The sequence below is a fragment of the Ruegeria lacuscaerulensis genome (assembly GCF_013033355.1).
GTDB classification, from domain to species: domain Bacteria; phylum Pseudomonadota; class Alphaproteobacteria; order Rhodobacterales; family Rhodobacteraceae; genus Ruegeria; species Ruegeria lacuscaerulensis_A.
Genome location: NZ_WQDY01000001.1, coordinates 283,434 through 295,663, shown reverse-complemented (window position 1 = coordinate 295,663; position 12,230 = coordinate 283,434). Strand labels below are relative to the sequence as shown.

Annotated in this window: 12 protein-coding genes; 8 read left to right on the top strand and 4 right to left on the bottom strand. The window is 56.7% G+C overall.

Annotated elements, in window-relative coordinates; translation table 11 throughout:
* Window positions 1-119: 119 nt before the first annotated feature.
* The 6 genes from GOW48_RS01440 to GOW48_RS01415 all read left to right on the top strand — a co-directional run bounded on the left by GOW48_RS01440 (window position 120) and on the right by GOW48_RS01415 (window position 4,858).
* A complete protein-coding gene (locus GOW48_RS01440) occupies window positions 120-881 on the top strand; it encodes a DeoR/GlpR family DNA-binding transcription regulator (protein WP_170750804.1) in 762 nt (253 codons plus the stop codon).
* Window positions 882-985: 104 nt separating this feature from the next.
* Complete coding sequence (locus GOW48_RS01435; protein ID WP_170750802.1) at window positions 986-1,141, top strand: DUF5993 family protein; 156 nt, start codon at window positions 986-988, stop codon at window positions 1,139-1,141.
* 9 nt (window positions 1,142-1,150) lie between these two features.
* Window positions 1,151-1,720, top strand: coding sequence for a disulfide bond formation protein B (locus GOW48_RS01430; RefSeq protein WP_170750800.1), 570 nt, complete (start codon window positions 1,151-1,153; stop codon window positions 1,718-1,720).
* A gap of 34 nt (window positions 1,721-1,754) precedes the next feature.
* Window positions 1,755-2,117, top strand: coding sequence for a DUF3302 domain-containing protein (locus GOW48_RS01425; RefSeq protein WP_170750798.1), 363 nt, complete (start codon window positions 1,755-1,757; stop codon window positions 2,115-2,117).
* 21 nt (window positions 2,118-2,138) lie between these two features.
* Window positions 2,139-3,284 carry an HlyD family secretion protein gene (locus tag GOW48_RS01420; protein WP_170750796.1) on the top strand — a complete coding sequence of 382 codons (1,146 nt, stop codon included), beginning with the start codon at window positions 2,139-2,141 and terminating at the stop codon, window positions 3,282-3,284.
* An 11-nt stretch (window positions 3,285-3,295) separates the two neighbouring features.
* Window positions 3,296-4,858, top strand: coding sequence for an efflux transporter outer membrane subunit (locus GOW48_RS01415; RefSeq protein WP_170750794.1), 1,563 nt, complete (start codon window positions 3,296-3,298; stop codon window positions 4,856-4,858).
* A 3-nt stretch (window positions 4,859-4,861) separates the two neighbouring features.
* Here GOW48_RS01415 and mprF read toward each other — a convergent pair whose 3' ends face one another.
* Complete coding sequence (gene mprF / locus GOW48_RS01410) at window positions 4,862-7,471, bottom strand: bifunctional lysylphosphatidylglycerol flippase/synthetase MprF (protein WP_170750792.1); 2,610 nt, start codon at window positions 7,469-7,471, stop codon at window positions 4,862-4,864.
* Between the two features lie 86 nt (window positions 7,472-7,557).
* Window positions 7,558-7,986: an Lrp/AsnC family transcriptional regulator gene (locus GOW48_RS01405; protein WP_170751380.1), complete on the bottom strand. Its 429-nt coding sequence runs from the start codon at window positions 7,984-7,986 to the stop codon at window positions 7,558-7,560.
* Between the two features lie 86 nt (window positions 7,987-8,072).
* On the opposite strand from GOW48_RS01405, the gene rocF reads away from it, so the two are divergent.
* Both rocF and GOW48_RS01395 read left to right on the top strand, forming a co-directional pair.
* Window positions 8,073-8,993, top strand: coding sequence for an arginase (rocF, locus tag GOW48_RS01400; RefSeq protein ID WP_170750790.1), 921 nt, complete (start codon window positions 8,073-8,075; stop codon window positions 8,991-8,993).
* The gene (locus GOW48_RS01395; protein WP_170352920.1) at window positions 8,993-10,036 is read left to right on the top strand and encodes an ornithine cyclodeaminase; all 1,044 of its coding nucleotides are present in this window, start codon (window positions 8,993-8,995) and stop codon (window positions 10,034-10,036) included. Before rocF ends, GOW48_RS01395 begins: the two co-directional genes overlap by 1 nt.
* A gap of 132 nt (window positions 10,037-10,168) precedes the next feature.
* Here the strand turns inward: GOW48_RS01395 and GOW48_RS01390 are convergent, their stop codons facing one another.
* Window positions 10,169-11,572: a TRAP transporter large permease gene (locus GOW48_RS01390; protein WP_170750788.1), complete on the bottom strand. Its 1,404-nt coding sequence runs from the start codon at window positions 11,570-11,572 to the stop codon at window positions 10,169-10,171.
* Entirely contained in the window at window positions 11,573-12,202 is a 630-nt protein-coding gene (locus GOW48_RS01385; RefSeq protein ID WP_170750786.1) for a TRAP transporter small permease, read from the bottom strand.
* Window positions 12,203-12,230: the final 28 nt, after the last annotated feature.

Below are 12,230 nucleotides of genomic sequence, written 5' to 3'. Positions count from 1 at the left end.
CGTTTTGGCTCGTTCTTATTTGTCGCATTTCTGTACAAATTGCACACTGGCCTGTTTCAAAGGTTGATATTTTTCAAAAAGAGAAGAAAACCGAAAAAGCATTCCAACCGGAGGATCACGTGTCCCTTTCGTTTCGACAATCCGATATTCTGGAAATCGCCAAGCAAGATGGCCGTGTCGCGGTTGAAGACCTTGCCGCGCGTTTTGAGGTCACTGTTCAGACCATCCGACGCGACCTGTCCGATCTTGCGGACATGGGGAAATTGGACCGCGTTCACGGTGGCGCCGTGTTGCGGTCCGGCGTGTCAAACATCGGCTACGAGGATCGACGCGCCCTAAATGCCGAGATCAAGACCCGGATCGCGCAGGCCTGCGCGCGTGACATTCCAGACGGTGCATCGGTATTCATGAACATCGGAACCTCGACCGAGGCGGTCGCGCGCCAACTTTTGTCTCACAAAGACCTCATGGTGGTGACGAACAACATGAACGTAGCAAACATACTTGTCGAAAACGCGCACTGTCAGATCGTGGTTGCAGGTGGCGTGCTGCGCCGGTCGGACGGAGGGCTGATTGGCAACCTTACGACCTCGACGATCGAGCAATTCAAATTTGACTACGCTGTGATCAGTTGCTCTGCGCTTGACGCCGAGGGCGACTTGCTGGATTTCGACTTTCAAGAGGTCCATGTCAGTCAAACGATCATAGCACAGGCGCGGCATGTCATGCTTGCGGCAGACAGTTCGAAATTCCAGCGCTCAGCACCAGCGCGCATCGCATCCCTGTCTGACGTGGATGTCTTCTATACCGATGCTCAGCTGCAACGCAGCTTGGTCCAGAAATGCGCTGACTGGGGCACGCGATTGGAAATCTGCGCCTGACTTCCACTTTAGGCGAACTTTGACCGTCAAGTTCTTGCCAGACGCGAGCTAAGCTGACAATATTTAAACATATTGCAATTCTTATGATTAGAGGGGTGCGAGACATGATCGCACTACTATTCGCGCTGCTTACAACCGCTATGGGGCTGATCTACTACCGGATGAAAAAGGCTGCCAACGCGGTTTTTTTCTTAACCCTGGCGCTAAGCGTCTACTGGTTTCGTTATCACGCGACCAGTCAACTGACCATTCAGCTTTAGGAGACGGCAGTGACACCCGAACTGTCTCGCAGCCTAAACGCGATTGGGGCCTTAGCGGTTAGCCTGATACTGTTGCTGGCTTTCGTTTATCAGTTAGCCTTGTACGAACTGCCCTGCCCTTTATGCCTGTTGCAGCGCGTGGGATTCATGGCGGTCGGGGTCGGCTTGGCGCTAAACCTGATATACGGCGCGCAACCGCAACACTATGCGCTAATGCTGATCTCGGCGCTGTTTGGAATCAGTGTTTCGATCCGACAGATCTTTCTGCACATCGTGCCGGGAACCGGCCATTACGGGTCGCCGGTTCTCGGCTACCACTACTACACATGGGCCGCGGTCTGCTTTTTCCTGATCCTGCTGGGAACCGCCATTATGCTGTTGTTTTCGCGCCAATACACCGACGTGCCGAATGAGCAACCCCGATTTGGCGGCAATATACTGGCGAAAGTCGCATTCTTTACCCTATTGGGCCTCGGAGCTCTAAACACAGTGTCGGCCCTGCTGGAATGTGGTCCCGGTATCTGCGCTGACCCTCCGACAAGCTATAAATTGATTGACGAAGTGGATGCTAACAAATGAGGATGGGTCAACCTTCCCATAAGGAGGCTCGAGCATGGGATTATTGGGGCAGCCACTAGGCTACTATGACTACCTGACATTTGTCGCGCTCATTTTGCTGCTGGCTGCAGTGATGGCACTGTTTTTGTTCATCATGGGACTGCCAGGGCGCATTGCTATCAAGCGCAACCACCCCCATGCCGAGGCCGTTAAGATCATGGGGTGGATGGGGTTTCTGGCCATCGTGCCTTGGGTTCACGCGTTTATCTGGGCGTTCCACGATGGCACCACCGTCGATATCCGCCGTATGCCCGACGACGAACGCGATGCGGTGCGCAAGGAAATCAAACGGTTAGGCGGAACTCTGACCGAAGAATACCGCGACACGCTGGATCCTGAAGACAGTCAGAAAAGCTAAGGCCAAAGGAACTCTCACACTATGTTTGTCGCCCTGGGCATTACGCTTTTTTACCTCATTTTTGTTTGGCTGATCTTTTTCAAACTGCAATGGCTCAAATTCAATATCGCCTGGGGCATCGTCTCGTTCTGGGTAGGGGCGCATCTGCTGTTGATCTTTCTGGTGGCCCTGCGGTTCTTTCAGCCGTTTTCCATCGACAGCCATGTGATCCGCTCGACCATTCAGATCGTCCCCCGCCTGACGCAACCGACCATCCTGACCGAGGTACTGGTCGAGCCGAATACGCAGGTCAAAAAAGGCGATCCACTCTATCGCTTTGACGATACTGTCTTTTCGCTTGAGGTCGATGAAGCCAAAGCGCAGTTGGTCGCTGCCCAGCAAAACGCGAAAATTTTGGAACAGGACGTGATCGTCGCCGCCGAAAATGTCGAGCGCGCAAATGCGCAGCTGGCTTATGCACTGACGCAGCAGACCCGCTATGAAAACCTGGTGCCCGCAGGTGGCGCACGGCAGGATGAGCTGGACCGCTGGAATGAACAGGTGACCGAGGATCAGGCCCAGATCAAAGAGGCCGAGGCCAATCTGGAAAAAGCCCAACTGGCGCTGGATTCCCAAATTAACGGGGTCAACACAGGCATTCTGCAAGCGCAAGCGCAGCTGGACAAAGCGCAGTATTTCTTGGACAACACGACGATTTACGCCCCTGAAGACGGCATGATCGTCTCGCAGCAGGCACGTCCTGGCATGGTTGTGGGGGAAATCCGGCTGGGCGCTATTGCCAGTTTCGTCACCACGGATAATCCTTATATTTTGGCCACTTACCGCCAACAGAACCTGAAATTCGTTGAACCGGGGCAAGAGGTTGAGGTGGCACTGGACCTTTATCCCGGTGAAATCCTCACCGGCAAGGTCGAGGCGATCTGGTGGGCCACTCGTCAGGGGCAATACCTACCTTCGGGCCGCCTGCCCGGCTTTGAGCTGCCCAAGCTGCCGGGTCGCATTGCGGTGCAAATCTCGGTCGATATTCCTGATGGTCACACCTTCCCCGCAGGCGGCCACGCGGCGGTCGCGATCTATACCGGTCAGGGCAAAAGCTTTGAGTTCCTGCGGCGCATCAACATTCGCCTATACTCATTTGCGAACTTCATTCGCCCGCTGGATATCTGAGGACATAGCGCATGAAACGAACCCGCCTGACCCGCCAGATGATGGGCACCGCGCTATGCGCCGCCCTTTTGGTCGGATGCGCACCGGTGGGGCCGGATTTTGTGCGCCCGAACTCTCCGGTCGTGAAGGAATGGATCGAGGTTAACAGCCCCAGAGTCGGCCCCAGCGGTTTGACCTCGCGCAGCGCGCCCGTGGTCAAATGGTGGGAGACATTCAATGACCCCACTCTCAACAGGTTGATCAACGAGGCCTATGCCCAAAACCTCGACCTGCAGGTTGCCGGGGCTCGCGTGTTGCAAGCCCGAGCGCAGTTGGGCATCGCATTTGGCGAGTTGTACCCGCAATCACAAGCCATCGGCGCCTCGATCGAGCGGCGTCAGGTCAGCGAAAACCTCGGCCCGATTGCCGATATTCGCGAGATCATCCCGCTGGACACCGAATTTTCAACATCGCAAGCCGGGTTTGACGCGCAGTGGGAACTGGACGTCTGGGGCCAGCAACGGCGCGGCGTGCAGGCGGCGCGGTCCAATCTTGCGTTGCAGGTGGCCAATTATGATGATGCGCTGGTGACGCTGACGGGCGATGTGGCCGCGCTCTATGTCAATATTCGCGCCCTGCAGGAGTCGTTGGCGGTCGCACGGGACAATCTCCAGCTTCAACAGGAATCGGCCGACCTGACCCAATTGCGCTTCAACAATGGCGTCACGACCGAATTGGACGTCCAGGAATCCACGGCCCTTTTGAACAACACCAAAGCGCTGGTGCCCGCGCTGGAAAGCGATCTGCAACAGACCAAGAATGCGCTGGCGGTTCTGCTGGGCACGACACCATCGCGCATGACCAGTCTGTTGGGCAATTCCGGGCGTATCCCCTCGGCCCGGTCAAACGTCGCTGTGGGTGTTCCTGCCGAACTGCTACGCCGCCGTCCCGATGTGCGCGCAGCGGAACTGGCCGCAGCCACACAATCGGCGCAGGTTGGGATCGCGATCGCAGACCTGTATCCGCAATTTATCCTGTCAGGCTCGATCGGCGTGCAGGCGTCCGGTGGGCGTGACCTGTTCACATCAGCCAGTTCAACCGGTCTGGCCAATGCGGGCGTGGTGTGGAACGTGCTAAACTATGGGCGGATCAAGAATAATGTCCGCGCGCAGGACGCCGCCTATCAAGCGTTGATCGCGAATTATCAGAACACCGTCCTGACCGCCTATTCCGAGGTTGAAAGCGCCATGGTCGCTTATACCCAATCGCGCAAGCAGGTAGGGTTTTTTGAAAACAGCGTCGCCGCCTCGCGCCGCGCGGCCGAGATTGCGGTCGACCAATACCGGGACGGCATCGTGGATTATTCCCGCATCCTGAACACGCAGACGGCATTGCTGAATTCGCAAGCCAATCTGATCGAGGCACGCCAGCAGGTGTCCAGCAATCTGGTCGCTGTTTACAAAGGTCTGGGCGGCGGCTGGCAGATCCGGCAAACTCAGGAATTCCTGCCTGAAACGGTACTAGCTGAAATGGCCTATCGCACCGATTGGGGCGACCTGTTGGAACAAGACCCCACGCGCGCCAGCCTGAACTAAGGGCTATTTCGTCAGCCCTCGCAACCCGCCCGAGATCAGGATGTTCACTTCGTACAAGATGCGCGGAGCCGCCAGCCCACCGGGGCTGGCCAGATAATTCGGGCTCCATTCCGGGTCAAATTTCTGTTTGAAACTGCGCAACCCTTCGAAGTGATAGAATTGCTCACCATGTTCATAGACAAACCCACCGACGCGATTCCAGAATGACGCCAGTTGCCGGTTCTCGATCCCTGAAAACGGTGCAGCCCCCAATGAGAACCACTGGAACCCCTGCTCGGCACCCCATGCCATCATCTCGGCAAATAGCGCGTCCATGACGAAGCTGGCGCTGTCAGGTTCATATCGCATCAGGTCCAGTGACAGCTCCGATTTATGGCCGCCCTGAAACAGGTTGGCAAAGGCCACGATCCGCCCGCCTCCGCTTTCACGCAGCACGGCGTGGTCGAAATAGGACAGATAGTCGTCATCGAATCCCCCAAGCGCGAACCCCTTCTCCTCTCCGGCCTTCTGGGCCAGCCAGTCATCCGAGATTTTCCGCAGCTCTGGCAGAATCGGCGCAAGGTTTTCCTTGTGAATGATCTCAAAGACACAGCCCTCACGCTCAGCTCGGTTTTTCGCCTGCCGGAACCGTTTGCGCGATTTACCATCCAGCGAGAAATCCTTGAGCGGGACGCGCGCGACCTCACCTATTTTCAGGATCGACAGGCCAAGGTCCAGAAAGGTCGGCAGGTATTTCGTGGACACACTGTAAAATGCGCACAGCTTGCCCTCGCGGTCGGCCATTTCGCGCAACTGCCAGATCAGTTGCTGTCCGGCTTTTTCATCGCCCACCGGCTCGCCCTTGGTTATCAGTGCGTTGCCGGTATCGGCATAGGCCAGAAACGCGCTGTCATCGGGGGCGATCAGGAACTGCTTGTCCCCGGTCAGGGAAATCTGCGCCTCGGTATCCTCGCTCTCCATCACCAACCGTTCAACAACTGCGGGGATCTCGGTGCGTTCCGGCACAGGAATTTCGCGTCCGAACAGAGAGGTCACGGCCACGACCCCAAGGATTAATGCCACCACAAGACTAGAGCGCAAAAACCGCGAGGCGTCGCCGTTCCACGCGAATTCCCACCATAGGGCATTCTGATATTCGACATGGGAATAGGCAAACAGACCGATCCAGAAAATCACGGCCAACAGGGCCACGACGCTGACCAGCCACGGAATATTCAAACGAAAAATCGACGCGCCGCTTACCCGATAAAAGGCATCGCGGAACATGGCCAGCAGCCCAATCGTGGCCAACATGCTGATCGCTTCATGCGTATCCAACCCTTTCGCAATCGAGGCCCCAAAGCCGGCCACCATAAGCAACATCGCAACCACCCACGCGCGGTACAGCTTGCGGAACAGGCCGCGCGACACCAGCAAAAGCAATACGCCCACCGCGCTACCGACCAGATGCGATGCCTCAACAAATGACAGCGGCAGGACATCCCGCAAAACCCCAAGGTTCTCACTGCTGGCTGGCAGAGCACCAGACACCAGCAAAATGACACCTGCAACCGCAGCAACGCCGGCTGCGACCATTGGAACGATGGGTCGGATAACGCGATACACCCACGTGGCGGCACCTGTGATGTGGTGCCGGTGGCTCAGCGCCGAGGCGACCGCAATCGAGAGGCTGGCGATCACGAAGGGCAGAAACGTGTAAACCAGACGGTACAGCAGCAATGCGGCGATCACATCCGAACGACCCGAGGCCCCCAAACCCGCGATCATGGTGGCCTCAAACGCGCCGATACCGCCGGGAGCGTGGCTGACAATCCCGACTGCGATTGCCGCAATGAATATGGTGAAAAAATACGGAAAACCGACGCCCAGATCACTGGGCATCAACGAATAAAGCACCATCGACGCACCAAACAAATCCCCCAGCGCAGCAAGCGTCAGAAGACTGGCCAATTTGCCGTTGGGCAGGTTGAAGCCTACGCCCCCATAGGCCAGACGTCGCCCACCATTGGCAAGCCACAGGAACAGACCCAGCAATGCGGCAAGCATACACAGGCCGATCACCGTTTCGGTTGTGTCACTTATCGGAATAACCTTGGATATCCCATCAGGATGCAGTGTCAAAAGGATGCCCAGAAGAAGCACCATGCCTGACCAGAAGGCGATCCACGAGGTCGCGATGACCCCCGCAACCCTGCTCAGATCCAGACCCAAAGATGCATAAATCCTATACCGGATCGCGGTCCCTGTAATATAAGAGAACCCTAGGCAGTTCGACACTGCGTATCCGCAAGCCCCGGCCATTCCCGCCACTGGCAACGGCACTTCGCCATCCGCTACGCTTTGCACAGCAAACACGTCATAGAGCGACAGCGACAGGAAGCTGACCATCGTCCAGCACAGCGCAAAAAACATCAATTTCCAAGAAGTGTTAGCTACATCCGACTGCACATCGGACCATTTTACGTGCGAAGACAACTCGTGCAGGACAGTCAAAGCCACCAGCATAACCAGAACGGGGACCAGGATTTTAATCCAGGGACGTTCCAGAAACCCGGCCACACGTTCAGCCAAACGAACAGCCCAGAGGTCGTGGCCGGTATCCTGATCGGTCATATCTGTTCTCTGCTCTTGAGGTTTTGGTTGCTTGCGTGCTGTAGCAGTTTTACACAAATTCGTTGAACCTCAAAGCACTACGGCTCTTACATCCGGCCCTTACGTGTGGACAAAAGCAGATTGGTTTCCGATCGGGTGATCCCCTCCATCCGGCGGATTTGAAACAGGACTTCGTCCAACTCGGCCAACGTATCTGTGCTGATCTCAGCTATGAGGTCCCAGCTACCGTTGGTTGAATGAACGGCGCGCACTTCGGGCATGGCTGATATACGGGCCATCGTACGCTCGGTGCCGCGGCCCTCGATCTCAAGCATCATTAACCCGCGAACCGGACTTTGGGCCACATCCTGTCGGGTCAGGACTGTGAAACCCACGATCTCGCCCGATTGCTTGAGCCGCTGCAATCGACTGCGAACAGTCGTGCGTGTTACCCCAAGCGTTTCAGCAAGTTCAGACAAGGATGCGCGCGCATCGCGATGCAGTGCACTTAACAACCGATTGTCCAGTTCGTCCATATCAACTTCCCATTTCGAGATATCAAAGTTCTTTTTGAGCATTTTGATGACTTTTCGCAACCCACTATGACTGCGTAAATAAGCACATGAAAAACACAAATATCATACTGGTTGGCAGCCCCATGGATTCGGGCAAACGCCGACAGGGCTGTCGGATGGGCCCCGACGCCTATCGGGTCGCAGGGTTGCAGACCGCTCTCAACAGTCTTGGGCATGCTGTACAGGATATTGGCGACGTCGTCCCCGACCAATTGGATGTGGCTGAACACTCGCACCTATTCGCGCTGCCTGAATGTATCGGTTGGACCCGTGCATTGACCCGGGCCGCTCAGGCGGCGGCGCAAAAGGGCATGCCGATATTCATGGGCGGAGATCACGCCCTGTCGATGGGGACCGTTTCTGGTATGGCCGAACACGCACAGAAGCTTGGCCGCCCCCTATTCGTGCTGTGGCTTGACGCACACAGCGATTTTCACACGCCGCAGAGTACCGACAGTGGCAACCTGCACGGAACACCTGTTGCCTATTTCACCGGCCAATCGGGTTTTGAGGCTTTCCCACCGATCACTGCACCAGTCCCGACGGACCGAGTTGGCATGATTGGGCTGCGCTCGGTCGACCCTGCCGAACGGGCCCAGCTGGAAAAAGATCACGTCATGTTGGCAGACATGCGCAGCATCGACGAACACGGCATCAAAGCACCACTTATGGCCTTTCTCGAACGCGTTCGCGCCGCAAACGGGATGCTGCACGTGTCACTAGACGTCGACTTTCTGGACCCCTCCATCGCGCCGGCTGTCGGAACGACCGTACCCGGCGGAGCGACCGAACGCGAAGCGCATCTGGTCATGGAGCTGCTGCACGAAAGCGGCCTTGTCTGTTCGCTTGATCTGGTCGAGCTCAACCCGTTTCTTGATGAGCGCGGCCGCACTGCAAAATTGATGGTCGATCTGGCCGCGTCCCTTCTGGGGCGGCGCATCTTCGACCGACCGACCCGGAGTTTCTGATGACCCAACCGTCCGATAAAGCCCTCGTTCCATTTGTATCTGTCGACAACATGATGCGACTGGTGCACCACATCGGAGTGGAACACATGATCACTCAGATCGCGGCGCAGATCGAAGCTGATTTCAAAAGGTGGGAAAGCTTCGACAAGACCCCACGCATTCCCGCCCATTCTCCGCATGGGGTTATTGAGTTGATGCCCACCTCTGACGGCGAGGCGTATGGGTTCAAATACGTCAACGGCCATCCCAAAAACACATCTGAGGGCCTTCAGACCGTCACAGCATTTGGACTGCTGGCAGATGTCTACACCGGGTACCCTACCCTGCTGACGGAAATGACATTGCTGACAGCCTTGCGAACAGCGGCCACGTCGGCCCTTGTGGGTCGTTACCTTGCCCCCAAATCCGCCACAACGATGGCCATGATTGGAAACGGTGCGCAATCCGAGTTCCAATGCCTCGCCTTCAAGGCGATGTGCAACATCAACACCGTTCGCCTGTACGACACTGACGCCAACGCCACCGAAAAATGCGCCGCGAACCTCAAGAATTCAGGACTGACCGTTGTTCTCTGCAAAACGCCCGAGGATGCCATCGAAGGCGCGCAGATTATTACGACCTGCACAGCAGACAAGAAATACGCAACCATACTTACAGATAACATGGTTGGGCCCGGCGTTCACATAAACGCAATCGGAGGAGATTGCCCCGGAAAAACCGAACTCCACCGGGATATCCTTCTCCGCTCGGAGATTTTTGTCGAGTATCCTGAGCAGACAAGGATAGAAGGAGAAATTCAGGCCTTGGCCTCGGATCATCCCGTGACAGAGATGTGGCAGGTCATGACCGGTCAAGCCACAGGCCGTAAAGACGACCGGCAGATTACCCTGTTTGACAGTGTCGGCTTCGCAATCGAGGATTTCTCGGCGCTAAGGTTTATCAAAACAGCCATCGAAGGCACGAATTTCTATGAACCGTTGGACATGTTGGCGGACCCGGACGACCCCAGAGATCTGTTCGGCATGTTGATGCGTGCCGGCTAAACCGGGGGCGCTGCCCCCGCCGCCCTGCGGGCGACTCCCCCGAGATATTTTTCGCCAGATGAAGCTAGGGATCCTATTTTCATCTGGCAGCAAATATCCCGAAGCGCGAGGCAGAGCCTCGCAAAGAGCTCTCTATCCCGCCAACGATGGTAAGTAGAGCACGATACCGGGAAACGCGACCAGAAGCGCGATAGTGACTGCGTCCGCGATAAAAAACGGTGTCACGCCCTTGAATACATCCTGAACGCTTAAATCTGGACGTACTCCGGCGACAACAAAACAGTTGAGACCAATGGGCGGCGTGATCAGACAGAACTCTGCCATTTTTACAACCAGTATCCCGAACCAGATCGCGCACATTGGACCAGACATACCAAAAGCGCTGTCAGCCGCGCTGACTGTCTCGCCCCCGTTCAAGGCCATCACCGCAGGGTAAACCACCGGCAAGGTCAACAGAAGCATCCCTATGGCGTCCATGAACATTCCCAAAACCGCATAGGCCAACAGGATGCAGATTAGGATCAGCATGGGCGACATCTCAAGCGATGTGATCCAATCCGAGAATGCGCCGGGCAGATCAGCGAAACCAAGGAACCGCACGTAGATCAGAACCCCCCAGATGATCGAGAAGATCATCGCCGTCAGTTTGGCTGTTTCCAGCAGAGCGGATTTCAGTTCAGTCCAACGCATTCCGTGAAACAGGGCAAAACAGAAGACGATGAAGGCTCCGATAGCGCCGCCTTCGGTGGGGGTGCCCCAAGCCTTATCTCCGAACGGGTTGTAGACGAAGCAGATGATGATGAGGATCACGGCGACGATGGGGAACGCGCCGGGCAAAGCGGCAAAGCGCTGTTTCCAGGTGAACCCGGTTACGGGCGGACCGACAGATTTGAAAACAACCGCGATACCCACAATCAACAGGCCGTATATGACTGCCGAGAATGCGCCCGGAATGAAACCCGCCAACAGCAATTTCCCCACATCCTGTTCGACGATGATCGCGTAGATCACCAGAATCGCAGAGGGCGGGATCAGCGAGGCCAGCGTTCCGCCAGCAGCGACGACGCCTGCCGCGAATTGCTTGTTGTAGCCGACCTTCAGCATCTCGGGGATGGCGATGCGCGCAAACACGGCAGAAGTGGCGACCGAAGCGCCCGACACTGCCGCAAAGCCAGCCGTGGCAAAGACGGTGGACACGGCCAACCCGCCCGGCACCCACGCGACCCAGCGCTTGGCAGCCTCGAACAGCGCGCGGGTCAGGCCTGCGTAATAGGCCAGATATCCGATCAGGATAAAGGTCGGAATCAGGCTGAGCGTATGGGCTGCAACCTTGGAATGCGGCACCTGCCCTGCCGTTTTGACCGCCACGGTCAGTGCTTTGCCAAAGCGGTCGGGGTCATAGCCGAACTTGGCCCAGAAAATCCAAACCAACCCAACCAGACCTGCCAAACCTGCTGCAAAGGCCACGCGCATTCCAGTGACGACCAGAACCAGAAGGCCGCCTGTGACCCACAGGCCGATATCAATCGTGTCCATCTAGTCCTGCCCTTCGAATTGCTCGGCCTCGGCAGCCGCCTGGGCGGCGACATCCTGTATCAGAGGAACAGCTACGGGGTTTTCCAGCCCCAATACAAAAGCGCGACCATAGCCCCAGATTTGTAGGATCAGCCGCAGACACAGGACCGAAAACGCAACCGGAGCCAACAGTTTCGCAGGCCAAAGCGGGATACCGATGTCGATTGAGCTGTCGCGGCTCCACAACGGTGCGCCGAAATCGAATGAGCGGTCGAAATGGGACCAGCTGCCCCAAACCAGCGCCAGCATAAGCACAAGGATCAACACGACCGAGATCAGCTCAAACAGCCACAGCGCACGCCCGTGCAGGCGTGAGATGACGATATCCATTCGGATGTGACCTCCATCCCGTTGGACAAAGGAAATGCCAAGGAACGCGATCAGCGGCATGGCTTGTTCGATCCAATCCACATAGCCCGGCAAAGGCGCGTTTAACGCATTGCGCCCACTGACGGATACCACCGCCAGAACCATCAGCCCAAAGACAGCAATCCCGCTGATGAGCGCTAGGAGCTTCTCCAATCGCAATAGATGATGATCCAGACGGCTGAGACGGCTGCCGTCTTCAAGCACCGTGGCCTGTCCTGCCATGCCGGTGTTCCCCTGTTGTCTTTATAGG

Excerpts from the sequence above, each read along its gene's own strand:
- GOW48_RS01435 (WP_170750802.1), top strand. The coding sequence starts at position 986 with ATGATCGCACTACTATTCGCGCTGCTTACAACCGCTATGGGGCTGATC.
- GOW48_RS01425 (WP_170750798.1), top strand. The coding sequence starts at position 1,755 with ATGGGATTATTGGGGCAGCCACTAGGCTACTATGACTACCTGACATTT.
- GOW48_RS01420 (WP_170750796.1), top strand. The coding sequence starts at position 2,139 with ATGTTTGTCGCCCTGGGCATTACGCTTTTTTACCTCATTTTTGTTTGG.
- GOW48_RS01415 (WP_170750794.1), top strand. The coding sequence starts at position 3,296 with ATGAAACGAACCCGCCTGACCCGCCAGATGATGGGCACCGCGCTATGC.
- mprF (WP_170750792.1), bottom strand. The coding sequence starts at position 7,471 with ATGACCGATCAGGATACCGGCCACGACCTCTGGGCTGTTCGTTTGGCT.
- GOW48_RS01405 (WP_170751380.1), bottom strand. The coding sequence starts at position 7,986 with ATGGACGAACTGGACAATCGGTTGTTAAGTGCACTGCATCGCGATGCG.
- rocF (WP_170750790.1), top strand. The coding sequence starts at position 8,073 with ATGAAAAACACAAATATCATACTGGTTGGCAGCCCCATGGATTCGGGC.
- GOW48_RS01395 (WP_170352920.1), top strand. The coding sequence starts at position 8,993 with ATGACCCAACCGTCCGATAAAGCCCTCGTTCCATTTGTATCTGTCGAC.
- GOW48_RS01390 (WP_170750788.1), bottom strand. The coding sequence starts at position 11,572 with ATGGACACGATTGATATCGGCCTGTGGGTCACAGGCGGCCTTCTGGTT.
- GOW48_RS01385 (WP_170750786.1), bottom strand. The coding sequence starts at position 12,202 with ATGGCAGGACAGGCCACGGTGCTTGAAGACGGCAGCCGTCTCAGCCGT.